23 protein-coding genes are annotated in these 23,815 nt (G+C 67.6%); 8 read left to right on the forward strand and 15 right to left on the reverse strand.

Annotated elements, in window-relative coordinates; translation table 11 throughout:
- Nucleotides 1-81: 81 nt before the first annotated feature.
- The 6 genes from ATL40_RS14785 to ATL40_RS15050 form a co-directional block, all read right to left on the reverse strand.
- Nucleotides 82-510, reverse strand: coding sequence for a hypothetical protein (locus ATL40_RS14785; protein WP_143556956.1), 429 nt, complete (start codon nt 508-510; stop codon nt 82-84).
- 74 nt (nt 511-584) lie between these two features.
- A complete protein-coding gene (locus ATL40_RS15235) occupies nt 585-1,196 on the reverse strand; it encodes a hypothetical protein (RefSeq protein WP_098469643.1) in 612 nt (203 codons plus the stop codon).
- Between the two features lie 61 nt (nt 1,197-1,257).
- Nucleotides 1,258-4,566 carry an AAA family ATPase gene (locus tag ATL40_RS11440; protein WP_098469644.1) on the reverse strand — a complete coding sequence of 1,103 codons (3,309 nt, stop codon included), beginning with the start codon at nt 4,564-4,566 and terminating at the stop codon, nt 1,258-1,260.
- Between the two features lie 392 nt (nt 4,567-4,958).
- Complete coding sequence (locus ATL40_RS11445; protein ID WP_098469645.1) at nt 4,959-5,492, reverse strand: hypothetical protein; 534 nt, start codon at nt 5,490-5,492, stop codon at nt 4,959-4,961.
- Nucleotides 5,493-5,522: 30 nt separating this feature from the next.
- Nucleotides 5,523-6,905, reverse strand: a complete 1,383-nt coding sequence (locus tag ATL40_RS11450; RefSeq protein WP_098469646.1) for a type IV secretory system conjugative DNA transfer family protein — start codon at nt 6,903-6,905, stop codon at nt 5,523-5,525.
- Nucleotides 6,905-7,081, reverse strand: coding sequence for a hypothetical protein (locus tag ATL40_RS15050; RefSeq protein WP_169925956.1), 177 nt, complete (start codon nt 7,079-7,081; stop codon nt 6,905-6,907). Before ATL40_RS15050 ends, ATL40_RS11450 begins: the two co-directional genes overlap by 1 nt.
- A 176-nt stretch (nt 7,082-7,257) precedes the next feature.
- Between ATL40_RS15050 and ATL40_RS11460 the strand changes: the two genes are divergently transcribed.
- From ATL40_RS11460 to ATL40_RS11480, 5 genes are read left to right on the forward strand one after another with little or no spacing between them, the layout of a single operon-like run.
- Nucleotides 7,258-7,470 (forward strand): hypothetical protein, encoded by a 213-nt coding sequence (locus ATL40_RS11460; protein WP_098469648.1) that lies wholly within the window; start codon nt 7,258-7,260, stop codon nt 7,468-7,470.
- Nucleotides 7,470-8,309, forward strand: coding sequence for a hypothetical protein (locus ATL40_RS11465; RefSeq protein WP_143556957.1), 840 nt, complete (start codon nt 7,470-7,472; stop codon nt 8,307-8,309). Before ATL40_RS11460 ends, ATL40_RS11465 begins: the two co-directional genes overlap by 1 nt.
- Nucleotides 8,306-9,112: a hypothetical protein gene (locus tag ATL40_RS11470; protein WP_098469650.1), complete on the forward strand. Its 807-nt coding sequence runs from the start codon at nt 8,306-8,308 to the stop codon at nt 9,110-9,112. Before ATL40_RS11465 ends, ATL40_RS11470 begins: the two co-directional genes overlap by 4 nt.
- A complete protein-coding gene (locus ATL40_RS15055; protein ID WP_098469651.1) occupies nt 9,109-10,650 on the forward strand; it encodes a hypothetical protein in 1,542 nt (513 codons plus the stop codon). Before ATL40_RS11470 ends, ATL40_RS15055 begins: the two co-directional genes overlap by 4 nt.
- The gene (locus tag ATL40_RS11480) at nt 10,647-11,252 is read left to right on the forward strand and encodes a hypothetical protein (RefSeq protein WP_098469652.1); all 606 of its coding nucleotides are present in this window, start codon (nt 10,647-10,649) and stop codon (nt 11,250-11,252) included. The genes ATL40_RS15055 and ATL40_RS11480 overlap by 4 nt, the downstream gene beginning before the upstream one ends.
- A 59-nt stretch (nt 11,253-11,311) precedes the next feature.
- Here ATL40_RS11480 and ATL40_RS11485 read toward each other — a convergent pair whose 3' ends face one another.
- The 5 genes from ATL40_RS11485 to ATL40_RS15240 all read right to left on the reverse strand — a co-directional run bounded on the left by ATL40_RS11485 (nt 11,312) and on the right by ATL40_RS15240 (nt 15,049).
- Nucleotides 11,312-11,605, reverse strand: a complete 294-nt coding sequence (locus tag ATL40_RS11485) for an HU family DNA-binding protein (RefSeq protein WP_169925957.1) — start codon at nt 11,603-11,605, stop codon at nt 11,312-11,314.
- Nucleotides 11,606-11,711: 106 nt separating this feature from the next.
- Nucleotides 11,712-11,891, reverse strand: a complete 180-nt coding sequence (locus tag ATL40_RS11490; RefSeq protein WP_098469654.1) for a hypothetical protein — start codon at nt 11,889-11,891, stop codon at nt 11,712-11,714.
- Complete coding sequence (locus ATL40_RS15060; protein ID WP_169925831.1) at nt 11,888-12,949, reverse strand: hypothetical protein; 1,062 nt, start codon at nt 12,947-12,949, stop codon at nt 11,888-11,890. The genes ATL40_RS11490 and ATL40_RS15060 overlap by 4 nt, the downstream gene beginning before the upstream one ends.
- A gap of 91 nt (nt 12,950-13,040) precedes the next feature.
- Entirely contained in the window at nt 13,041-13,775 is a 735-nt protein-coding gene (locus ATL40_RS11500; protein ID WP_098469656.1) for a M23 family metallopeptidase, read from the reverse strand.
- 506 nt (nt 13,776-14,281) lie between these two features.
- Nucleotides 14,282-15,049 carry a hypothetical protein gene (locus ATL40_RS15240; protein WP_098469657.1) on the reverse strand — a complete coding sequence of 256 codons (768 nt, stop codon included), beginning with the start codon at nt 15,047-15,049 and terminating at the stop codon, nt 14,282-14,284.
- Nucleotides 15,050-16,277: 1,228 nt separating this feature from the next.
- On the opposite strand from ATL40_RS15240, the gene ATL40_RS11510 reads away from it, so the two are divergent.
- Nucleotides 16,278-16,907, forward strand: a complete 630-nt coding sequence (locus tag ATL40_RS11510; RefSeq protein ID WP_143556958.1) for a hypothetical protein — start codon at nt 16,278-16,280, stop codon at nt 16,905-16,907.
- Nucleotides 16,908-17,095: 188 nt separating this feature from the next.
- The gene (locus tag ATL40_RS11515; protein WP_211283113.1) at nt 17,096-17,815 is read left to right on the forward strand and encodes an HAD family hydrolase; all 720 of its coding nucleotides are present in this window, start codon (nt 17,096-17,098) and stop codon (nt 17,813-17,815) included.
- Between the two features lie 650 nt (nt 17,816-18,465).
- On the opposite strand, the gene ATL40_RS11520 is transcribed toward ATL40_RS11515, so the two are convergent.
- Nucleotides 18,466-19,044 (reverse strand): recombinase family protein, encoded by a 579-nt coding sequence (locus ATL40_RS11520; RefSeq protein WP_098469659.1) that lies wholly within the window; start codon nt 19,042-19,044, stop codon nt 18,466-18,468.
- 596 nt (nt 19,045-19,640) lie between these two features.
- Between ATL40_RS11520 and ATL40_RS14805 the strand changes: the two genes are divergently transcribed.
- Nucleotides 19,641-20,480 (forward strand): hypothetical protein, encoded by an 840-nt coding sequence (locus tag ATL40_RS14805; RefSeq protein ID WP_143556959.1) that lies wholly within the window; start codon nt 19,641-19,643, stop codon nt 20,478-20,480.
- A 419-nt stretch (nt 20,481-20,899) separates the two neighbouring features.
- Here ATL40_RS14805 and ATL40_RS11530 read toward each other — a convergent pair whose 3' ends face one another.
- From ATL40_RS11530 to ATL40_RS14815, 3 genes are all read right to left on the reverse strand, one after another.
- Nucleotides 20,900-21,217: a hypothetical protein gene (locus ATL40_RS11530; protein ID WP_098469661.1), complete on the reverse strand. Its 318-nt coding sequence runs from the start codon at nt 21,215-21,217 to the stop codon at nt 20,900-20,902.
- Nucleotides 21,218-22,196: 979 nt separating this feature from the next.
- Complete coding sequence (locus tag ATL40_RS11535; protein ID WP_098469662.1) at nt 22,197-22,442, reverse strand: transposase; 246 nt, start codon at nt 22,440-22,442, stop codon at nt 22,197-22,199.
- 229 nt (nt 22,443-22,671) lie between these two features.
- Nucleotides 22,672-23,454, reverse strand: a complete 783-nt coding sequence (locus ATL40_RS14815) for a PASTA domain-containing protein (protein WP_169925959.1) — start codon at nt 23,452-23,454, stop codon at nt 22,672-22,674.
- Nucleotides 23,455-23,815: the final 361 nt, after the last annotated feature.

Raw genomic sequence — 23,815 nt, forward strand, 5'->3', positions numbered from 1 at the left:
AACTCCGGCACTGAGAACTGTCTTGCGCGCGCAGCGCGCTGATCTGGGTAGCCGGGGTTTGTCCGGTCCACGTGAGGGCGGCTAGCCGCGCTGCTCCCGCTCCCGCCGCTGCACCTCGGCCCTCAGCTCGTCTGTGGAGAACACGGCGAGCACCTGCTCAGCGAGTCGCCGGCGGCCCTCTATGGCTGCCTGTGCCTCGGCGGCCCTTGGCGTGGCCGCTCGGTGGTGCTCTTCGTCCATGAGCGCGGCTGCCTGTTCCCGGCCGAGGCCGGTGAGGGTCTCTGCGCTCACGCCCAGGACGCTGGCCAGCCGCGCGACCGTCGGGTCCGGGGGCACGACGCGGCGTGGCTCTCCGTTGCGGTAGCGGTACCCCGCTAGCGCTGTTCGCACGGTGGGTGCCGGCAGCCCTGACGCCTCGGCGATGGCCTGGACCGTCAGTCCTGATGTCCGGTACGCCGCATCGAGCACCTTGCATTCAATCGGTACGAGGCCCTCGGGGATGTCCGCCACGTGGTGGACGCTACCAAGAACGAAAGGGGCACGGGCATTGCTGCCCGTGCCCCTCGTGGAATTGACCTAGCAGGTCACACTTCCATGCCGGCCTGCTCGCTCGACTCGGCGGCCTCGCGCTGCTGCCGGTCCCGCTCGAGGTGACCACGGGCCGCAGCCAGGCGGGTCGCCTGCGCGGTGGGCTCCGAAGCTGGTTCCTGGGTGGCTGGGTTCAGGGCGGCCTCGTGCGCCACCGCGGTCTCAGCGTCCTCAGCTTCGTCGGTGGCGGTAGCTTCCTGGACGGCGGCGGTGGTCTCGACCTCCTCAGCCTCGTGGGCCTCCGCTTCCTGGGCGTCTTCCTCCTGCAGCTCGGCCTCCTGGGCCTCGTCCTGCTGCTGCTGCTCCTCCGCCTGCTGGGCCTCGTCCTGCTGCTGCTGCTCCGCCTCCTGTTGCTCCGTTTCCTGTGCCTCCTGGGTGGCGCCCTCCCGCTGCTCCGCCTCGGCGGCCTCCTGCTGCTCGGCGCGCATGCGCTCCGCTCGCGCCCGCTGCAGCCGCAGGGCGCGCGCTGCGGCCCGGTACTCCGCGCTCGCGAGCTCATGCTGCCCGTACCGGTGGGCAACCGCGTCGGGCCCGTCGGTGGCGAGCAAGTGGCGGATACGGTGGGTCCGCTCCTGGTCGATGGTCTTGGCTGTTGGCTGGTCTGTCATGAAGAGCTCCTGTTGGTCGTGCGGTCGGTCCTGAATCGGCCTGTCGTGGTTGATCTGCTGACTACATCTCCATCTGGTGCACCTCCTGGCTGGCCTCCGAGGTCTCCTGCGCCGGGCTCTCGCGCATCATCTGGACGGCCTGGGTGAGGCGACGCTGCCGCTCGTCGCTCGTGCGCTGGGTTGTGGGCAGCGACTCTGCGAGCCTCCGCTGCCGCTCAGGCTCCCTGTCGACGTACTCTCCGGAAGCGCGGTCGGCCTTGAGCGCCTCGAGGTGCTCCTTCTCCACGCTCAGACGGGCCTGCACCTCGGCGATCTGACCCTTGGTGCCCAGGGCTCCGTAACGGTCGGTAGTGCGCTGCCGCTCGCGCAGTTCTTCGAGCCGCGCCACCAGCGCCCGACCTCGCTCCTGCGTCGCGGTGCCGGCCTCGGTCTGGGCGGCGCGCGCCTCAAGTCGGCTGCGCACGTCCTGGCTCATGGCATCGGCCACGCCCGGTGCATCCAGCAGCCGCCGGTCAACCCCCACCGCGGCGAACTGCTGCTCGAACTGGCGGCGCTGCTCAGGCGTCTGGGGCATGGCTCCGTGCCACCTCTCCTCGACCGCCGCGAGCCCGGCAAGACGCTGCTGCGCTGCTGGCGTGCTGGCCTCCAGGTCACGCAGCCGGGATCGGAACGGTGCGGGGGTGGCCGGCTCGCTCACCGGCGGAGCCTCCTCGATCACCGGGCGGCGGTGCTGCTCGACGGGTGTCGGCGCCAGGCTCTGGAGGCGATCGCACGCATCGGCACGCGCGGCGTCCAGGCCGTGGTCGGATCCCTCGCGTCCCATCGCCGCCACGAACTGTGCACGGGCGTCGTCCTCGTCCAGGCCGACGGCGTGGAGCACGTTTGCACTTCGTCCGCGGGTGAGTCCCACGTAGGTGCCTGCGGCGTTCATCTGGTCCGAGACCAGCGTGTGCGCGGTGTCCACGGTCATGCCTTGCGCTCCATGGGCCGTGACAGCGTAGGCGAGCTGCAGGTGCTCGCGGACGTAGTCGGCCTCGAGTGTGGCGTGGTGTCCGGTCTCGGCGTCCGCCACGATCACTCGGCCATCGCGGTTCACGCGCTTAACAGTCCAGACCTGCCGGTTCGCGACCTGCAGGTCGGCATCGTTCTGGCGGGTCGCCACACGCGCTCCAACGGCGATCGGATCTCCATCGCGGCCGGTCGCTGTGACCCTGGTGTCCAGGACGCCGTCGGCGGCAAGGCTGTCGTACACCGCCCGGTTGATGCGGGCTGCGGTGGCGTTCGTCGCCGTGATGGCGATCGAGGACTGGTCTGCCTGCAGCTCCAGCGCCACCGTCTCGGCCACCCGGTCGATCACCTCGTCGGGCTCTCCGACCCGCACCTGGCCGCGCTCAGTGAGCAGCTCGAAGAAGCCCTCTGCGTCCTCCCGCTCGCGCAGCGCGAGGGATGCGGAGGCGTACTCTTCGTCGCTCGCACCATCCGCGGTGCGAAACCGGCGCACGTCTCGAAGGTCGTGGGCTGTGGTGGCCCGGTGCACGGCCTTGGCCAGGTATCCGCCGCGGCCCACAGCGGCGAGCTGGCGACGATCGCCCATCAGCACGAGCTGCACACCGGTGTCGTCGCAGTACTGGTGCAGTGCCTGGGCCGTGTTCATGTCGAGCATGCCGACCTCGTCCACGACCAGCGTGGTCCGCGCGTCCATGCGCAGGTGGTCGGGCTGGTGGCGCCACAGGTCAGGCAGGCTCCAGCGGCCCTGGTCGTCGAACCTCGCGCCGGCACGCACCAGGAGTCCGTGCACGGAGGAGCCCTCGGCGCCGATCTCGGACGCCATCTCCAGGGCGCCGCGCTTGGTCGGCGACACTGCAACAAGGCGCCTGCCCTCGGCCTGGATGGCCTCGTTGGCGGCCGACAGCATCGTGGTCTTACCGGTACCCGCCGCGCCCTCAATGACCACGAGCTGATGTGTGCCTGCGACAGCGCGGGCGGCTGCTGCCTGTCCGTCAGACAGGCTGAAGCCGCCTCGGTCGACCTCGACCTCGCCATCGACGCCACCTGCCTGTGCGCGGCGCCGCAGGCTGCGCGTGATCGCCGCGTCGGTCGCCAGCACGGCGCGGGAGGTGTAGTGGCGGGCGCCCTCGAGGGTCACGCCGTCGTCGTAGAAGCTCACCAGCTCGACCTCCGCCGCCTGCAGCGCTGCTGCCTGCAGTGCGGAGGCGTCACCCATCACCGGCCTCAGTGCCAGTTGGCGGTCCAACGCGGCCATGAGGTCCGCCCGGGACCATGCTGAGTGCTGCTGCGCGAGGCTGGTGAGTGCGTCCTCGGCGATCTGCCGGGCATCCACGTCGTCGTGGCCGACGCTGTGGACCGCCCTGCTTGTGTTCGTCGGCACGACGGCGGCGAGCCGCGCGTCCTGGTCGAACTGTGCCTCGGCGGCGAGTTCATGCTTGTCCGGGCGCGTGGCCTGCCAGCCGACGTGATCCCACTGCTGCACCTGCCGCGCGCTCGGTTCCCGGCCGGGGTGCTCGGCTCGCCACTGAGCCTCCAGCGACTCCCTGCGGGCTGCCACCTGGTCACGCCGCTGCGAGAACTCATCGGAGAGCGTCTCGAACTCCTTGACTCCTCCGCCACCCTCGCCCGGCACCCAGGTGTACCCGGCCTCGGCGATCGCCTCGCGCAGCTCTACGTCGGTAGCGATCGCGAGATCCGCCGCGGCGTGCAGGCGCTCCGCCAGCCGGTAGAGCACGCTTCCGTCCGGTGCTCGCCATGCCTGGGTGCCATCGGGCAGGGTCACCAGGCCGGTGGTCAGAAACTGCACGTGACGGTGGGCGTGCGGGTCTCCTGTCCGAGAGGTGTGGTGCTGGACGGAGGTGAACTCGATCTGGTCGAACTTGACCTGCTCCTGCTTGCCGCGCGGCCCGACTCTGGTGACGGCATGCTCACGGTAGGCCTCGGCCATCCGCACCGCCGCGCGTGCCATCGCGCCCTCGAGCGCCTCAGCAATCCGGTCATCGGCTGCTGCCGCCAGCGACAGGGACTTGCTCGCCGAGATCAACGTCTCCTGGTAGAGCGGCGTTCCGCCGACCTTCTCGACGAGCTTGCCGTCCTTACCGACGCTGCGGGTGACCCTCTGCCGGAAGCTGCCGCGGGTCTCGCCGGTCTCGGGGTCTATGTGCTCGGCCCAGGAGCGGAACTGCTCGCGATCGATGTGACTTGTCTGTACGCCGTGGTCGGTGACGACGCCGTGCTGGAAAGGCCTGTCTGCTGCGAGGTAGGCGGCTGGCGCGGATGCGTCCTGACCAGGGCGCCCAGCGAGGTACCGCTCGGCGACGGCAGCACTGCCTCTGAATGCGACAAATCCACCTTTCGACATACCCCAATGGTATCAGTTCGGCAGCGGCTGGAGGCTTACCTAGGGGGTGGGGTGCGCCTCGTCTACAGGTGAGAGGCGGAGGTGTATACAGGTCGCCAGGTTGGGTTCTACGGCCCGCTAGGGCCGTAGATTACGTGCGTTCTCCTTCTTCTACAGCCTAGACTCCGCCGCTGTTCCGCCCCTCGTCGTCGGTGTCCACGCCCATGCCGCCCTCGCCGCTAGATCCATGCCGACCTCGTCGCTACGACCACCTTGACAGCCTCCCTCCGCGTCGTCACATTTGGTTCTTGGGTTGATACCACGTCACTGCTCATTCCTGATAGCCGCCGGGCATGAGTCGGCCCCGGCCACACTGTGGTGACCGGGGCCTCGGGTGGTGGCGGGGTGGGTGACTACGTCCAGGGCATCCCAGCCCCGACGGGTTCACGGTCGCCGTGGTCGCGCTCGTCCTGGGCGTCCTGGTCGTCGCCCCCCTCGGTGTCTGTCACCTCCTCGTCCTCGTCCTCGTCCTCCGCACCGGTCGCAGCGACCCTGGCCGCCTCCCGCTCCTGGCGTCGGGCGGCTCGACCCTCCTCGTCCGCAGCCCTGAGCCGCGCCAGCAGGTCGGGGTCTGCAGCCTCAATGATCTGCTCGAGGACCTCGCGCAGCCGCTCGAGTCGCAGCTCCTGGCCGGGGTCAGCGGAGACCTCCGTGAGCGATCCGTCCCGGCTCCGCCGCTTGCGGGGGTACTCCTCCTGGATGCCCAGCGCCTCGGCCACGTCCAGGGCGAGTCCCACGAATGCGGTTCCGGTCTTGCTGGCCAGGCGGGCGGCCTCCGCCTCCTTGGCCGCCTGGGCTCGCTCGGCTTCGCGGATCTGCCGAGCCATCTCTGCCTGCTGTGCGAGCAGGGCCTCGAGCTCGGCGCTCTTCTTACGGTTCAGTGCCATGTTCTTCCTCTTTCCTTGTGGGGGTTGCGGTCAGTCCTGCAGGTCGGTCTCGGCGATGTCGGGCAGGGAGACCATCACGCCCGGTCCGCCGGAGATCAGCAGCCGCGCCGTGCCCTTCCTGGTGGGCAAGAGCTCGGCCGAGCCGAAGCGTTCGTTCTTCTCGCTGGAGCGGCTTACTCGGCCCTGTGCATCGATGCTGGAGGTGCTCCGCTCGCTCTCACCGGCGGCCCACGCTGCGAGGTCGAGGGCCTCTCGGTCGGGAGTGGCAGGCAGGAGTAGAACCGAGGGGAACGTGCGTGTCATCTCCTCCATGCCGACCTCGCCCCACACTCGTTTGAGCTGGATCACCGTCTGCACGGCGGCCACCAGCCTCACCCTGTACTTCCTGAGCACGGCGATGTGGGAGGCGAGCTTCGGCAGCGGCGCGCAGTTAGCTACCTCGTCCAGGAACAGGCCCAACGTGGGCAGCTGCCCGATGCGTTGCCGCCAGTGCTGAATCGCTTGCTCGATGACCGCGGTCGCTGCTCCGGCCGCTGACCCGTCCATCGGCGAGACGACGTAGAGCGTTGCTCCCGGCTGCTCGAGCATGGCTGGAAGAAACGGTGCGACAAATCCGTCGCCGGCCACCGTGGAGAGCGTCCAGGGGTCGAGTGCGGACCTGATGTTGATGGCGACCGAGTCCCGCTGCCGCGGGTCCATCCCCTGTGCTGCACGCAGCGAACCTGCATGCCGGCAGTCCAGCAGTCCGTACGCTCGCAGGTAGGCGGAGTCCCAGCTCGGGGCGCTGAGGTCGTCCTCCTCGCCCTCCATCGCGGTCACGCGGTCCAGCGCGCGCAGCACCCAGTTAATGCCGCCACCCCACACGTCCTCACCGGTCTCAGCGTGGGGTAGAACGCCGCCGGCGCGCAGCAACGCCGCGAGCGGCCGTGATGCGAGTTGCTTCCAGATCGAGTCGCCGTCCCCACCGCCATCGCCGGTTGCCAGGAGGAGGTCGGCCATCATCTTGGCCTCGTCGTCGTTGGTCACGAGGGCGCATGGGTCGGAGATGACGCGAGTGACCCCGATTCCCTGAAGCTCCTCCTCGCGCACCTCACCGGAGAGGTCCAGCAGGTAGACGGGCCCGCGGGCTGCTCGCTTACGGATGGTCCCTTCAGCCAGGTCGCCCGAAGTGGACATCGCCACGACCGGGTTGCCGCCCCACATCAAGATGTTCTGCATCAGTACGCGCCGGCCTTTGCCCTGGCCGGTACCGCCCACCAGCAGGGTGTGAGGTCCGCCGAGTGCGAGCTCACCAGCGCGCCTTCCGGAGTTGATGCCGAAGTCGTTCGGGTCCTGGTCCTCGAGCAGGATCCCGACGTACGGAGAGGTCAGTGCCTGCCTCGGCGCCGGGCGCGGTGTATTCCTCAGCCTCATCACGCCTCACCCTCGTCCACGGTGCCCCACCGACTACGCGCCGCAATGCGGGCACCCTCGCGAATGCGGGTAGTGGTAGCAACTCGTTCCATTTCCATTTGCTGCCGAACTGCGACGCGGCTGCTGTGGTTCAGACCGTAGGTCAGCAGCGCCCGTGCGGTGATGCCGGTCGACATGCCGGCCTCCGAGGCCAGCAATTGCAGCGCAGTCCGCTCGCCCTCCGTCAGGGGTACGACCTGCCGTGCTGGTAGTGCTCTGCTCACGATCTCCTCCAGATGTGGTGTATGCGATGCCCTCCGATGGTATCGTATCGGTATCGCAACACGGCATCTACTCGTGAAGGAGGTTCTTGATGGGACGCGTGATTTTCTACAGCGCGAGCGTGATCGTGGTGGTCGGCGTGCTCGTCTTCATCGGCGTGGTGATCGGTGGTGGCTGGGGGGCCAGTGAGGCGGGCTCCGACTTCACCGAGCTCGCCCACGCCTGTATCGGGCAGCACGGCGGCTCGGTGACCACCGAGCAACTCGATGCCTGCATCGCTACCGCGGCCTCGGGAGGCGAGTGATGCCCCGCGGGCGCTGGGAGGGTGAGCGGGCGGCTTGGCTGCTCGCGCACTCCAGGCCGGGCACCACGCGCCGGCGCCGGGCCGAGCTGCTCTCGCGGCGAGCACGACGGCTCGCCCGAGGTGGCGCAGGCGTGGGCGAGTCCTCGCTGCACGACGACGCCACGCCGACCCTTCACCGACGGCTGATGACCAGCGATGAAGGCCCTGGCGATCGCCTGGCACGTGCGGTGCTCGTGCCCGCCGGCTACGCGCTCGTGGGGCTGCTGCTGGGCGGCGCGCTCGCCACTGCTGCGCTGCTGTATCGCGCGCTGTGGGCCATGGCTCCGCGCGTCGGTCGGCTGTGGGCTTGGCCGTGGATCGTGCTCGGCGCTGCTGGTCTGACCGCCGCGGTGATGCTGCTGGACCGCGAAGCGCTCATCGCGTTCGACGTGTGGCCGCGCTACATGATCATCGACCCCGACTTCGGTCGGATCGCGGTGGTGTACGCGGCCGACCAGGTCTCCATCGGCCTGCTGATGCTTGGCTACTACATCTGGGCGGCCGGGTGGCGCGGTGTCCCGGCCGGTGCGGTGCGGCGACCTGAGACCAAGCGCGACGGCACCTTCCGGCAGACCCCAGACCGCCAGAAGGTGCGCCTGGATCCCGGCGCGCCAGTCACTGATGCAGTTGCGCCGACTGCCGCTGCCGCTCCCGTCGCACTCGCCGTGGCGATGGCCACAGCGGAGCCCGACCCCGACGACGACCCACCCGCGGCGTTCGTGGACGCCAGCGCGGACCCGTTCGGCGACGACGACCCGTTCACCTCTGACACCGACATCGTTCAGGAGTTCGACCTATGAAGCCTCTTAACCTCGACCTCTCCACCATGGTCGCGCGCGTGCTGCTGGCCGTGCTGGTGGCCGCCACTGTGGTCCTCACGGGCCTGTGGCTGCGAGCCAGCGATGCGTTGACCTTCGTCTCAACCCTGCTGGCGGTGACCGCCGGCCAGCTCATCGCCGCCGGACTGCGTGGCCAGCGGATCGGCCCACCCACCGCAGCCAGCCAGCGCTTCCAGCCGCTGGTGGATACCCTCGCTGCCTACCCGGGCGGCAGCATCCTCGGCCGCGCCGGGTTCAAGCGGGGCGTTGTCGCCCTTGCCGTCGGGTTCGTCGTGGCGATCGGCTCGGCCATCGTGGCCGGGCTCCTGTTCGCCTCGGTGCCGATGGCCCCGCTGTGGCGCTCGACGCTCGCCCTGGGCGTGGTGCTGCTGCCGGTCAACGGCTACCTCGCGTGGTCTCGCTCGCGCCAGGAGTACACCGGCACCCGATTCGCCGGGCAGCTGGCTGACGCGCTGCGCCAGGTAGTCCGTCCCGGCGACCAGCCCAGCACGGCCTCCGCCTGGCGCCGGGTGCCGACCATGGTGCGGGTCGCGGTCGTGGGTGTTGGGCGCACTGCCCTCACCCTCATCGGCCGGGTCCTCATCCAGCTCGCGATCCCCGCCGTGTTCGCCACGCCGGTGTCCATCGCCGCCGTGGTGGTGGCCGTCATCACCTGGATCGCCGGTGCCCCGGTGTTCGCCGCTCTCGGCCGCTCTCTCACCAAGCCCACACCTACCCCCACCCACGACGTCGCCGACGTCACCACCACCAAGAAGGTCTCGTGAACACGGCCAAGATTCGCATCCTCGCCCTGCCCGCCGTCGCTTCGCTGGCTGCCTCCGGGCTCACCGCCTGCACCACGTCCTCCTCACAGGAGGCTGTCGCCGCAGTGACCGCCTACGTCAACGCCGTGGCTGCCGGGGATGCCGAGCTCGCGCACGAACTCAACCCGTACAGCCCGATCCTCGGCGCGGACGGCATCGCGGCATCGGCTGCTGCTACCCACATCGAGATCGTCGAGATCGGCGACTTCGAGGAACTCGACGAGGGCCTCGTGGTTCCCGACCCCGACGCTGCGCCGCAGGAGACGGACTCTGACTCCGACGCGGACGAGCAGGACGAGTCGGAGAGCACCGACTGGACCGGCGTGGACTGGTCGGACTCCTCCTGGTCGGGTCTGGAGTCTGAGGAGGATGCCGCCCTCGAGGAGGTCGATACGGTCGTGGCCGGACTCGTGCCGGTGACCTTCGCCCTCGACGGCGAGAGTCAGACCGTGGCTATCGGAGTTGCCTACGGCCGCGACGAGAGTGGCGTGATGCAGCACGCCTACCGTCAGCTGCCTCTGCCCGAGGACCAGGCCGCGGCCTACGGCGCCGAGCACACAGTGCCGGCCATCGCGCCGGCTGCCATCGCCCTGGAGGTCCCGGTCGAGGAGCCGGAGGAGACCGAGGAGTCCTCGTGGTGGGGCGGTGACAGCGAGGACGAGGAGGCTGATGCCGAGGCCGAGGCGGTGGTCCGCACAGCCTCGATCGGCGATGCTCCAGCCACGCTCTCGAGCGCCGAGCCGCTGCTCGTGCTGCCCGGCACCTACTCCGTGCAGGTGGACCCGGCCGGTCAGGATGACCTCTGGGCTGCCCCCGGGACTCCGGAGCCCACGACGGCGGTCCTGCAGCCCGGCGGCACCCACACCATCGAACTGGCCGAGGCCGAGCTCACCGAGGCCGGTCGCGCCGAGGTGCACCGCCAGCTCGACGAACTGGCCAGCGCGAAGTACGACCAGATGGTCACCTTCACCACGTCCGATCGCGAGGAGTCCTGCGGGATCCTGGCGCCGTCCGGTGGCTGGGGCACAGCAGCGTCGGCCTTCGAGGATGAGGTATTCACGCTGGGGAACACCACCCTGGACAACGGCGGGATCGTGGTGACCGCTGCCTCGTCCAACGGCGCGAAGGGCTCCTCGCGCGGCAACGGATCGAGCAGTACGTTCGCCGACGAGGCCTTCTGCGCGGGGCTGGAGTCTGCGAACGCCGGCACGGCCACGGTGCCGGTCGAGGTCCTCTCCTCGGCGCTGACCAGCGGCGACCTCGAGGTCGATGCTGACGGCGCGTTCGAGGCAACGACCCCGTGGACGCTCGCGATGACCACCACCGTCACCTCGTTCGGCACGACCGATGCCGCTGGAGATCGTGTGGGTTACGGCGATGACCCGGTGCAGACCACCTTCGAGGCAGAGGTCATGATCGAGTGGACGCCCTCCGGGTCGATCGGCCGCGATGGCACGCTGACCATTGGTGACGCCGTCATCGGTGAGGACTCGCAGTGATCGCCGGAATCCGGGCTGCGGTGGCGGTCGTCCTCGCGATCGCCGCCGCCGGCTGTGCACCGGCGTCCAGCCTGTCCGACCCCGCCCCGCGGTGGACTGTCCCTGCTCCGGGGGAGGTCGCCTCGGGTGGCGAGCGTGCTGCGGCGCTGGAGGCTCTTGTGCGAGTGCGCACCGGCGGCGAGGTCACGGTGGAGTGGGTAGCGCCCGACGAGCAGACCTCGTGCGGGACGAACGCCGCGATCGCCGGGCAGGTGTGGGGCTGCCAGCTCCACGACGAGCCCGTCATTGAGCTCACGACCACTGCCACCGACCCAGCCACCGACCCAGACCTGGCCGAGGCAGTCGTGATCCACGAGATCGCCCACTGGGAACTGGACCGAGCGCTCGGCGGCCACGTGGCGCTTCTGAACTGCTTGGCAGAGATCGAGCGTGATCTGGAGCGGGTCACACAGGCGCGTGCCGTGCTGGCGGGTGCGTCACCCGGATGGACGCTCGGCGGGCCCGACGGCGAGGTCTATGCGTGGGACTACGTGGATGCCGCCGTGGCCTCGTCCATCGTGGGCGGGGGCGCCTGCCCGAGGTTCGTTGAACGCGACACCTGACCGTCATCGAAAACAACGACCCCGGCGCCGTTGAGGCGCCGGGGTTGTTGCTGTGATCGCTACCCGGACCTGGGGAGCGTCCGGCGGAAGGTGTCGGAGGCCTTGAATGTGACGACGTTGTAGTCCGGAACCCGTCCGTCGCTTGCCCCGAACTGGGCCGGGTGTCCGCGGTGAGGCTTGAGACGGAACGCGCCAAAGCCGGTCATCGAGACGACCGTGCCCGATCGCAGGTGGTCTCCGATAATCGCCGTGAACGCTTCGTAGGCTTGCGCGCTTTCTCTGGCGCTCAGCCCGGTACGCGCTCGCAATTCGTGAATGAGTGCGCGCTTGGAAACGCGAGGGGCAGTCGTCATCTTTGTGTTCCTATTTCTTGTGAGGGTGTGAGTGCCGGAGCCCATCCCGGCTTGGGGCAGCCCCTGGTCACGGGGCTCGGGGTTGGATCGTGTAGAGGCAGGCCCGTCAGGCCCGCAGAGTGCCGCGCACCGCGCGAGCCTGCCGGCCAGAGAGCGCGTGGCCGGCGAGGCAGGCGCGAAGCCGCTCCTGGGGCACGCCGGAGGCGAGCGCGATCGTCGCCAGCGTCACGTCGCGACGCCGCAGGAGGGACCGCAGCTCGCCCGTGGACAGGATCTGCCGGGTCATGAGATCCGCTCCAGACCCGTGAATCCCATCGTGCGGGAGTTACCGTTAATGCAGGTCTGGTACATGAGGTCATAACCGTCCGGCAGAACGCTGATACCGTCGGTGTACCAGTTCATCCAGGCCACTACTCCGAGCACCTTGTAGACGCCGTCGTATTGGCCGCCTTCAATGCGGACAATGGCGCCGGGAGTGCGCGGGAACCGCCAGCCCTCTGCGCAGGTCCAGTGACGGGTGATGACCGGCTTTCCGTATCCCGCCGTCTGGTCCACGGAGCCGTCCAGGCACCAATCCAGCTCCTCTTGCCAGCCAGAGGCGACGATCCTCTCGACGTGATCGATCTGCAGTGCAGGCTCGGGCTCAGGCTCAGGTGCCGACTTGGACTTGGCGGACTGCGACGAGGTGGGCTGCTGCGTGGACTGCTGCGACGGGGTGGTCTCAGTCTCCCGAGCCCGACGGGCCTCCTCAGCCTTCGCCTCAGCCTGGCGTGCTGCCTCAGCCTGGCGTGCTGCCTCAGCCTGACGTGCTGCCTCAGCCTTCGCCTCAGCCTGACGCGCTGCCTCGGCTTGCCGAGCCTCCTCGGCCTCGCGGGCCTCTCGCGCCTGGCGAGCGCGGTCCTGCTCGGCCAGCACCATGTCATGTGCGCCGGCAACGGCGTCAGCCACCCGCTCGATCTCCTCGACCGTGGTCTCACCCGAGCCGCCCTCGATCAACGCGGCGGCGTGGCTGATGACGGCGTCGAGGTCCTTTGTCGAGACGTCCTCGGTCGGCTCGAATGCGATGGCATCGTCCAGGACACCCTGCAGCTCCTGCAGCGACTCCCAGACCGCTTGGCGACTGTGTGCGTCTCCGAGCGCGGTCAACCGCGAGGTTGCCGCGCCATCTACGCGCGCGTGGTGTGCGTCCGCCATCGCGGTGTAGCGGGCCGCGGTCACGCGGTGGACCCGCACGCGGCGTTCCTGGTCGGCGTGGGCCTGCTGGATGTACTCCACGGTGCGCTGCTCCGCGCGCGCGTGATGGGCTTCGATCGCCTCGGTAGCGATCGTGCCGGTGGCAAACACGGCGGCGAGGGCGCCTGCGACGGCGAGGCGACGAGAGGTTCGACGGTTCATGATCGGGGGTCCTATCTGGTTGTTGTGGGGTTCTTGTTGGTCAGGGTGTGACGCCGCGTGCGGCGAGCCAGCTGAGCGGTTCTGTCGTGGAGCCGTCGGGCAGGTACACGGAGAAGTGCAAGTGAGGGCCGGTGGAGTAGCCCTCGTTGCCGACGCCGGCGATCACCTCACCGACCTGGACCTGCTGGCCGGAGCTCACGTAGATGCCCGCGCTGGACATGTGGTTGTAGGAGGTGGCGGTGCCATCGGCGTGCCGGAGGACGACGATTCCGCCGGAGTGGGTGCCCCAGTCGCCGTACCCGACGTGCTCGACGACGCCGGCCTGCACGGCACGGATCGGCGTGCCCAGCGGGGCTGCGAAGTCCAAGCCGTTGTGGAAGGAGGAGCACCCCGAACAGGGGGGCGTACGCGGGCCGTACGTGCTGCTGATCCGGTACGACCCCGGGTCCACGGGCGAAACCGTCGTACCGGCCTCGGAGACCCGAGCCCCCTCGCCTCGCAGGGCCTCGGCGCGTGAAGCCACCTGCGCCTGACGGGCGGCCTCGATCTCTGCGGCCCGGGCGGCGCGCACCTCCTCAGCGCTGGTGACCTCCACCGTCGCGGCCTGCCACGGGAGCTCACCACCGCCCACCAGGACAGTGGACGCCGGGATGGGGACGTCAGGGGCGAGCAGCGCTGCCTGAGCGGTGGCGGGTGTGGCGATGGCGAGCGCGAGGGCGAAGGCCGTCGCTATGCCCCAGCGGGAGGCATGTGAATGGCGTGCGGGCGTGCGCATGGGGCGCCTTTCGGGTAGTCCGGTGGACCAGCCCGGGCGCGCAGCGCCGGGCAAGGCCCTTCTCGCCGGCTCTCCCGCGGCGGCCCTGCCGCCGGGGGCGCGCAGCGCCCCAGGTCGCTGAATTACAGCTCGCCTTGTTATTGGGGCGCGCAGCGCCCCGTGTGCCCTTCACCCCGTGCCCCGGGGCGGCCTTGCCGCCCGGGCGCGAAGCGCCCATATCGCCGTATCACAGCTCGCCGAGTTGTCCGGGCGCGTAGCGCCCGGTAGTCCTTCTCGCCGATTTACCCGCGGCGGCTTCGCCGCCGGTGGGCGCGCAGCGCCCATATCGCCGGATTACACCTCGCCGGTTTGTCCGGGCGCGTAGCGGCCGGAGGTAGTCCTTCTCGCCGACTTCCCCGGGGCGGCCTTGCCGCCCGGGCGCGCAGCGCCCCGTGCCAATCACCCACTCAATGGCGCGGGTGTGGCCGAAGGGTCGACGACCCTTCGGCCACACTCTGGTTGCTGACTTACTGCGAGTGGGTCGCGCGCAACTCCCGCATCGCGCTCTCGACGAGCTCATCAACCCTCGGGCGAACCACGTTGGCGTAGACGTCGTTCACGCCGGGCACACCTCGGAACGCAGAGCTCACCTCTGCAAGGAGAGCGTCGTAGTTCGAGCAGACGTGGCGTAGGTAGTTCCCGCACCAGCGATCCACCGTCTCCGCGTCAGCGCCAGCGACGTCGCGCCCGAACTCGCCGCGGACCAGGTAGAGGTCCTCCTGGTGCGCGAGTGCCAGCTCTCGGAGCGTGGCCAAATCGCTCGGCGGGTCCACCCGAAGACGAGCGGCTCGCTCTTGTACCGCTGCATGCACCTCCTGCGAACGGTCCTCGGCGGCAGCCTTGCCACGCTTGGCGCGGGCCCCGGCCTTGGCGATGCGCTCCTTGAACTCGGGCGTTGCCTCCGCCGCCTCCACCCGGACGGCCCGGAAGAGGTGTGCCACCCGCGTACCTGCCTGGTTGTGGTCCACCACCAGGTCAGGGTCACCCAGGAGATCGCGGATCATCGCCGGCGACCAGCCACGCTCCTTCAGGTCGGACTTCATGAACGTGAACGAGTTGCCCGCACCCGTGTAGGCCTTGTCCTCTTGCCACTGCGGCGTCTTCTCCACCTCCAGCGCGGCTGCCAAGTCGTACCAACCACCCCCGGCACGAGGCAGGTAGTAGCGAGCGAGTTCGCGGGTCCAGCCCCTACTCTCGAGCTCTTCGATCCGGACGTGGTTGGGGTTCTTGGCCATGGTGTGTCTCTCTTCCTTGTAGGTGTGCATTGAGTGCTTTGCCTTGGAGTAGGGCGCTGCGCGCCCCAGGTCTTCTCACAGGACCACCCGGGGCGGCCCTGCCGCCCGGGCGCGTAGCGCCCCAGGTCGCTGTATTCCAACTCGCGTGGTTATCGGGTCGCGCAGCGCTCCAGGGCCTCTCACCGGACCACCCGGGGCGGCCCTGCCGCCCGGGCGCGTAGCGCCCCAGAGCCATTGCCGGACCACGACGGCACTTCGCCGCTGGACGCTACGCAGCGCTACGGTCGATTTGGTTGTGTGTGATACCCTCATACCCGTGGCAAGAAGAAGAAACGTCTTCTGACGTCCTACGCCAAGGCCGAAGGCCGCCAGCCTCCCAGGCATTCATTTCTCCAGAAGAACACCCGGCGGCGACTAAGCCGCCCAAAGACACGGTCAACTCCACCCGTTGACGTGACCGTGTACACCTCGCCAAACGCGCGCGACCCCCCACCCCACGGTGGCCAGAGCTATGCCCACTCTCGGTCGGGCCGGCGGCGCTAGTGAGTGGCAGCAGCGGACAGTGGCGAACCCTGTGTGAGGACCGCCTCCCTGGTTCCACGTCCTACCAGGCAGGTGTGCGGTGGTTGATCGGCTGTCGGGCGTCGGCTGTGGTGCGGGACACTCGAGCGCCCTGCAGACGAGACACTGTGTGCCAGTCATGGTGCGGCCTCGCATCTGTCTCTCCGAGAGTGGTAGCGGCTATCCACAGGTGGATCGTGCCTGCGCCTCGGCGTTCGTTTCCCTACCTAGACTCGAGTCGACCCGAGACCCCTGGACACGAAGGCGTGGAGGTGTGACATGCGCCGGACCTGGCGATGCACGGACAAGATGGCGTGCCACGAGGTGGGTGCTTCTAGGCACTCCGCTCGACCGCGGGCGAGGCAGTGCCGACGATCGCTCACCATCTCGAGCCGCTCGTGCCGAGCTTGGGCCGTCACCTCCTTGAGGAACGGGCTAGCGCGGCCTTCGCGGGTGTGCCGACCAGTCTGAGCAACCCCGTGGGCTAGTCCTTGTGGCACACCGCTCGAGCTGCCAGGGGCATCCTGAAGCGTTGCCTAGCTGGCGGTCCAGACCAGTCAGAGGGTGCACAGCCCGAGATCCACCCATTTCGTCGGAGCCGGGCCACGTGCCGTGGGTATCCCTAACCGCCCCCGACGCTGATCTTGGGGGCGGCATGATGATGCTCATGGACGAGACGAACGAACCAGACCTCTTCCGCCAAATCTTGGGCCTTGTCGCTTCACAGGATCCAGACCCCGGCGTGACGGCCGACCGACTGGCGGAGGCGTGCGCTCTCGCGGAAGGACTCCAAGACCTTCTCTCCGACGACCCCGAAGCCTTCGAACGCCAGGCCGCCCGGAATAGGGTTAGTGAGCAACTCCCGCAACTGATCGGAGAGGTCGTCATTGCGGCGGCCCGGGCGGAGGACGCCGCCGGGACGCTGCTTCAGTCACGCTCGGGCGACCCGGACAGGCGAGCGGTCGGTTACGACGACAGCAGTTCGCGGCTAGTCACTGCACTCCGCGATTCAGTCCCTGCCGAGCTCGCTGACCGCTTCGCAAGCGCCTTGAAGCTTCGACACTTTGTGGTTCACGGTGTTTGGGTCAATGGATCCTTCGTCAGCAGCCGCAGTGATGGCAAACCGTCCGACTTCGTTTCTCTGAAGAGAAGGTACCGGACGAAGGCTCCAGAGATGGACATGAAGCCCTTTATGAAGTCAGATCTAGAAGCGCTCGCGCGAGAGTTCTGGGAGATCGAAGACGAACTTGAGCGGCTCCATTCGCAAGTGCTGTTTGGCGAGGGTGAGTCGGAGTAGCGTTGCTCGGGAGTTGCGCCTGAGGGCGCGATAGCGGCTCACCGCAGTTGAGGGTGTAGCAGCCCGGCGCGGTTTCGCCATGGGCTTCCCCAACCTCACCAACTACATCGCCCGCTCGCTCCTTGAGGCAAGTGGCTTCAGGCCTCTGCCACATCCTCGTCTGCATTGAGCCGCGATAGTGTCGTGTTGTGACCGGGTCCACGAAGTCTTCGACCGAATCCGGCTTCTCGGGCGTGCTGCTGGATTGGCGAGGGACGCTGGTCGTCGCACCGACGTTCCGTTGGCTCGTGGCGGCGGCGCTGGATCAGTTGGACCGGGACGTGAACGATGCTGATGTCGAGCACATCCTGGCTGCGTTGAAGAGCGTGGACAGCACACGCGTCGCGTCTTCGCAGATCGACACCGACGTCGTCGAGCACCGAGCGGCGTACATGGACTGGTTCGCGGCAGCAGGGCTGGACGACCGACTGGCGGCAGCCCTCTATGCCGTTGAGTCGGATGCATCCCGCAACGCGTTTGCCCAGGACGTCGAGGGACTGCTGCTGGCGCTCGACACCGCCGGCGTGCGCGTCGGGGTGGTGAGCGACATCCACGTCGACCTCAGGCCGGTGTTCGCGAGCCATGTCCTGCCTGACGGCCGGACTTGGGCGGACCTTATCCAGACTTGGGCACTCTCGTTCGAGCTGGGGTTCGTCAAGCCGGTACCCGAGATCTTCCGAGCCGCCCTCGATGGACTAGGCCTACCCGCGTCGGAGGTGCTGATGGTCGGGGACCGAGGAGCTTGGGATGGCGCCGCCGTCGAGGTCGGGATGACCACGTTACTGTTGCCCCCGCTGGAGGACCCGGCCGACGAACGGCTGCACCGAGTCCTGGACCTGGCCGTACCAAGAACCTCCCGCGCCGACTGACCGGCTGGCCTCCGGTCGATCGTGCAACCTACTCTGCACGCCCGACTCAACAAGCCCGAGATCGTGCAACCTGAGTCGGGTCATCAGGGTTAGTGCCTTGCGGCGCGGTGCAATGCGTCGAGGGTGGTTTGGGTGTCGGGGTTGATCGCGGGTGGCAAGACCTCTGCTACACCCTCCTCTGCGTTGATCCGCCATAGCGCACTCGAGGCGTGACGCTCAGTGCGGATGCCCCGCGCGTCGAACAGAGATGCCCAACTCGACAGCCCGCGTTGGCCCGGTCGCCAACAGGTGCACATCAGCGGCGAGAGCCAGGCAGTCCGCCTGAGATCGACTTGACTGAGACTGACTCCTCATCGCCTCGGATCGCGTGCGTGATACCGCCGCGGCCTTCCCACCGGCTCGGGCTGACCTCAACGAGAAGGTCGTCTCGTGCGATCCGCACGCGATCGGGGTCCGTCTGCCGGCCGTCCGCGTGCTGCGCCGAGTTCGGGCAGAGCTGCTCGGGCGCGTCCCCCCGTTGGTGGCTGTACCAATTGCCGTATGTAGATACCGGAACCATGCGCGTGCACTCCGGGCATTCATGCTTCAGCATCATCGGATCCCTATCCCTCCGGAGAGCGTGCGGAAATGCCTTCGGAACGAATCTACATCTAGTTGGCTGCACCGACCGTGGCTTCCCGCTGCCGCAGCTCCTTGTGCACAGTCCCAACCGAGATGCCTAGCGCATCCGCGATCTTGCGGATCGACTCACCCTCGTCGCGGCGGGCGAAGAGAACCCGGCGCTTGTCGGCGTCCACGACACTGGGCCGGCCACCGACGATCCCGCGCGCCCGGGCCGCGGCGAGCCCGTCCCGCGTCTTGCGAGAGATGTCGCGGCGGCGATCCTCGGCAAGGGCGAGGGCGATGTCCAGGATCAGGGACCGTTCGGTGTGCTCTCCAGCGGCGATACCGTCTAGTACCTTGACCGAGACACCGCGGCCGAACAGGTCGTTGAGGACGATCAGTCCCTCCAGGAGGTTGCGCCCAAGGCGGTCGACCTCCTGCACGGTGAGCATGTCGCCCGGGCGGATGTAGTCCAGAGCCTCCTGGAGGCCCGGCCGGGCGTCCACGGTCAGGCCGCCGCTGACCTTCTCCTCGAAGACTCTGATGCAGATCGGGTCAAGGGCATCGTGCTGGCGGCGTGCCTCCTGCGCGCTCGTGCTGACCCGTACCAATCCGACTAGCGCCACGCTTGTCCGCCCTTCATATCCACTCCCCACACCAGTCTAGATACCAAAATGACAGTTGGCGGGCTGCGTTAGCACGCCAACTAAGCCTCGCAGGCCGGTGGCGGACGTCGCGTCTATGACCGCGTAGTGGGTGGCACGCGACCGCCGGTCCGACACGCCGACGGATCGTCTCGCTGGCGACGCCTCCTGGCGGCAGAATCTGTCCAATGACAGGGGTGCAGACGTCAGTTGGATGGGCCGTGTTTCAAGCCGCCGAAGCGCTAGCGGCTGGCACAGAGGCCTCGAGGAGGCAGGCTGGACGTGCGTTGCGCTGCTGCGAAGTGGTTGGTCTCGACAAGGCGCCTGAGTGTGAGCGAGAGTCCTACACCCAGGGCGTGCGAGTCCACCTACTCGCATACACCAGCGGGGACTATGACGCAATTAGTGCGGAGGAGGGCGCGGTCAAAACTGCAATCTCGCAAACCTTGGGGCAATGGGGCGGCGCGGTACAAATCGAACTTGCCCTGCTTGGCGATGCTCACTCATGGATCGGGGCTGGGTCTAATTACTCGGCCGGAGGGGGAGGCTCCCGACTCCATAAGTACTACACTGAGGCTGTGATTGAGAAGGTAACAAAACGTGGCGGCAAAAACGTCGAGTATCTTGCTGAACGGCCCGGAGAGGTCAACGTCCTACTGCGTCGGATAAGATATCGACTCGGTCTCGACTACGGTCAGCAGAAGAGTGTCCCTACCTACGCGTACTGGACGACTCCGACGACTGAGCGGTGGGCTGAGGGAGGCGGCCACGAATTGAACTATATTGTCAGCAGGCTCAGCGTGTTTTCTCCGGATCTCAAGGATGGACACGCAGACTCCGCCTCAGGAATTGATCCGGGCTACTGGGGCGAGGTCGACACCGAGGAGCACCCTCTTCGCGTTGGCGAGCTCACCACAAGAACGGGTGTAACCCGCGACGATGTACGTGCCGTGCTGGATCGCGCCGGGTCGCAGGTCTGCCTAGATCCGCTCGAGCCGGTTGATAAATCCGACTTGGAAGATCCAACGAAGACCTTCCTCCGCGCTCTAGAGCAAATCGCTGAGGAGCCAGACGAACTTGACGGGATCGATGTGCTGCTCGTGCACCGAGGCGGTGGAATCGAGCCCACAATAGACGGCTACAAGAGGCTGGTTGGCACGAAGCGGAAGCGCGAGTTGCGGGACGCGTGCGTCGCGATCCGAGATCTCGGGGTCGAGGTTGTCGTAGCGCTGGGTCATGGAGACGTCTCGGTGCTTAGATCTACTAGGAGGCAACTCCCTTTGGGGATATTTGAGGCAGTAACGCCGACAGCCGCCGCTGCCTGGATTGTCAAAGAGCACGTGAACCCTCGGCTCGTTGACAAGTTCGCACTCTTTGAACAGGCCGGCACGAGAGTTTCACGGACGCGTGGGCGTTAGCGGAACACTTGGACCGCCATGTGGGTGTATGTCGTGGACGAGCACCTACCCCCGCGGCCGGCCGCCTTGCAGGATCACGGCGATGCGCTGGTAGCGCTCCTGTGAGAGCGGGGGCGCCTGCTCGACGAGCTTCTGGATGAAATCGGGGATCTCACCAAGTGGCTCGCGGCTCGGCGGGGCGGTGGTGCTGGTCGGAGTTGCGGTTTCGGTCGGCACAACGGGGCCTTCGGGTTCGGTGTGGATCCGAAGCGCGGATAACTGCGTCTGTGTTGTGCCTACCTACTGATCTGGAGCTGGCGGCCGCCTCGCTTCGGCGGAGAGGGTCTCTCCTCACGGTCCTGGTGATCCCCGCGTGCTACCAGGGTAGCGAGAGACCCTCTCATCCGGGCCGATAGCGTGAGAGGTCTTGTGGCAGGGGGCTATGCCCTGGCACTCCGCTCGTGGTCGAGCCAACGCTGAAGGGTCTCCAGTGCGTCATCGAGGGAGTCGAAGTAGCGCACGCGCTCTGCTGCGAAGATCGAAGAGTAGATGACGACCTGTTCGATGACAGGTCCTTGCTTGTTCTTCGCGGGGTGACGCTTGCGGTACTCGAGGTTGCCGAACTCCAGGCGAACTGACGCTTCCGCGGACTTGTAGTCCACCTCGCCCTGATCCTTGGTGCGTTCGTGGTGGTGGATGTAGGCGAGATCGAGACGGAGGGTGAGTTCGCGGAGCTTGTGGACGTCTGCGGGTTTCATCGGGTCGAGTTATCTTTCTGTGCTTGATGTCGGGATCCTTGTGATCCCGGCGCGCTCACCAAGCTAAGCGACGGATAGTCTCATTTGCTAGGGCAATGCGGAAAGCGCTAGAACCGCTAGGGCCTGGGGCGCAGTGAATCTACGTTCCGTCGGAAACCTTCGGGCGGTCAGGCGAGACAGAGAAGCCCGCCACCCCTGTGGCTGATGCCGAGGGGCGACGGGTTGTTCTTGCAGGTTGTGCTGGGGTCTTGGTTAGGTCGGCCCTGCTCGCAGACCATGACTCCGTTGCGCACGGTGCAACTGACCGGGGTCTCTGAGGCGGGCGGGGCCGGTACGGCGCCCCAGAGGCTGCCGCTGCCTCCGGAGCTGGACGATCCGCCGGAACTAGAACTGGATCCACCGGAGGGACGATGAGCCTCCATAACGGGAGCTACCTGAAGAGGAGGAGCCACCAGAGGGCCCAGAGGCGCTCGAGCGGGATGAACCGGGGCTCGAAGAGCCAGAACTCGAGGATCGCTGTGCAGCAGCCTGTTCAGTAGCAGTGGCTTCACGCGCAGCCTGAGCGGCAGCCGCCGCTTCAGCGGCCATCTTCGCCTCTGCCTTCTGCTTGGCCTTCTCGCTGGCTTCGGTCAGAGCCTTGACCTTGTCCTTGGCGGGAGTGGTGACCTCGCCCATGGCAGCAGCTGCTTCAGTGAGCACGGCGACGTCCAGCGCCTGGAAGTCCTCGCCGCTGTTGGCATTGCGCACAGCGCGGGACGCGTCTCCAACAGCGACCCACTATCGACCTGCCATAGGAGAGGTACTCGCGAAGGTCGCTGTCCATCAGCGCAGCGCCGGCGTCCAGGCTGGACTGCAGCGCCTTCTTGGCGTCCTGGTAGGTAGCGAAGGCCTCGCCGAGGCCTTCGCTGTTGCTCAGCATCGCAGCAGCCTCGGCCTCCTGAGCGTGGATCTGAGTCGCCCGGGTTCGGTGGAGGCTCGGCTACCTGGCTCCGGCTGTGAGTTGGGCCGGGTTGTCTGGAGCATGGTGGTGCTGCCAGGACGTGTCTTCGAGCTCGGCTGGTGGGACGAGCCCGATCTCGCCGTGCAGGCGCCGGTGGTTGAACCAGTCAGCGCACTCGATAACGGCGAGCTCCACGTCCGCGACGGACTTCCAGCCGCCCGTCGAGCGCATGACCGGGTTGCGGATGCACTCGGCCATGAACAGCGAACTAGACGCCTCGGCCATCGGTCCCGACGGTGCTGTTGTGGCGGGGCCGCTATCAGTCCAAAGGGCTGGCCGGGCTGGCTGATGAGCCGCGATCGGGCAGGCCGCGCACGACCGATCACGCCGCGATCGTGACCGCGACGCTGAACGAGGGCAAGCGGGAGCGGGTCACCAACGACGCGCCCGTCGTGGGTGTGCTCGCGCAGGATGGGGCGGGGGCATGGCGACAGTGCGGCAGGCCACGCACGCGTCAGTTGCCGGCAGGGACGTCGGGCCTCCACGTCTCGATCTCCGCCTGTCCGGCTGGCCACCACGCGATCTGGTACGCATCAGGAGCGTCTGACGCTTCTCCGGCATCGTGGTCGATCCCGCCGCTGTATGAGGCCACCCAGCCCTCGACCTCGAGTTGCGGGATCGTGTTGATGGCGTAGTCCTCTCCGTGCTCGGCAACGAAGTCTTCCCATGTCGAGATGGCTTCAGCCTCGGCGATCTGACGATCCGTGACAACCTCGACCAAGACCTCCGCGGTGCCGGCGCTGGTGGCAACGTCGGAGATGACCTGCTTGATCGAGTCTCGCGAGGCAGAGTCTGTGCCGTCGAAGCCTTCGACGAGAATCCAGAACTGACTCAAGTCGGCTGGACCGACATTATCGTCGACGATCACGATTTCGTAATCTGGTCCCGCGTACTCCGGGAGAGGCTCTGAGGTCTCGGACTCCTCAGCGGTAGCTGCCGGGCTGGCTGTGTCTTCTGCCTCATCCGCCGTGTCAGAGCCGGTGGACGTGCACTCTCGGTCGACTGTGAGGACGGGTGTCCCCGCGATTGGATCGCCGGCCGAAGGTGTCTGTTCGCAGATGGTCCAGTTGGATTCGTCGACGACTCCGAAGACTCCGCCTCCCTCGACTTCGACGTCATCCGTGAAGCCGCTCGCCTCGATCTCCGAAGCGCCGATGTCCAGAGGCTGGCCGACGACGTCTGGCATCACTGGCGGCGCGGATTCGGAGCACGCGGACAGAGGTGCCACCACGAGCATGGCGATTGCTACGGCCGTCGCAGCCCGTCGGACTGGATTCGAAGTCATAGTCGCGACCGTACAACAGGCCTTGAGACCGGGCACGCCAGATCAGATGTCAACGACTCGTGCAGCAGTCCCAACCAATCCGACTAGTGACACGGTGGTCTACCTCTCATATCCACTCCCCCGGAGGAGTCGATGGGCGCTGGCTGGTCAATCACTCAGAAGAGCTCCCCACCTGCGCCGGCAGGAACGGCCGGAGGTGCGCCTCGGGAGACGTCATCTGGCCCGAGCCAGGCGGCGTTGTAGGGCCATCGCTGCGAGTCGATCCTCACGAGCACGAAGCGCCGGGTCCACGCGAGAGCACAGGTCTTCGTGA

Origin of the sequence: Serinibacter salmoneus (assembly GCF_002563925.1) — a bacterium.
Taxonomy (GTDB): domain Bacteria; phylum Actinomycetota; class Actinomycetes; order Actinomycetales; family Beutenbergiaceae; genus Serinibacter; species Serinibacter salmoneus.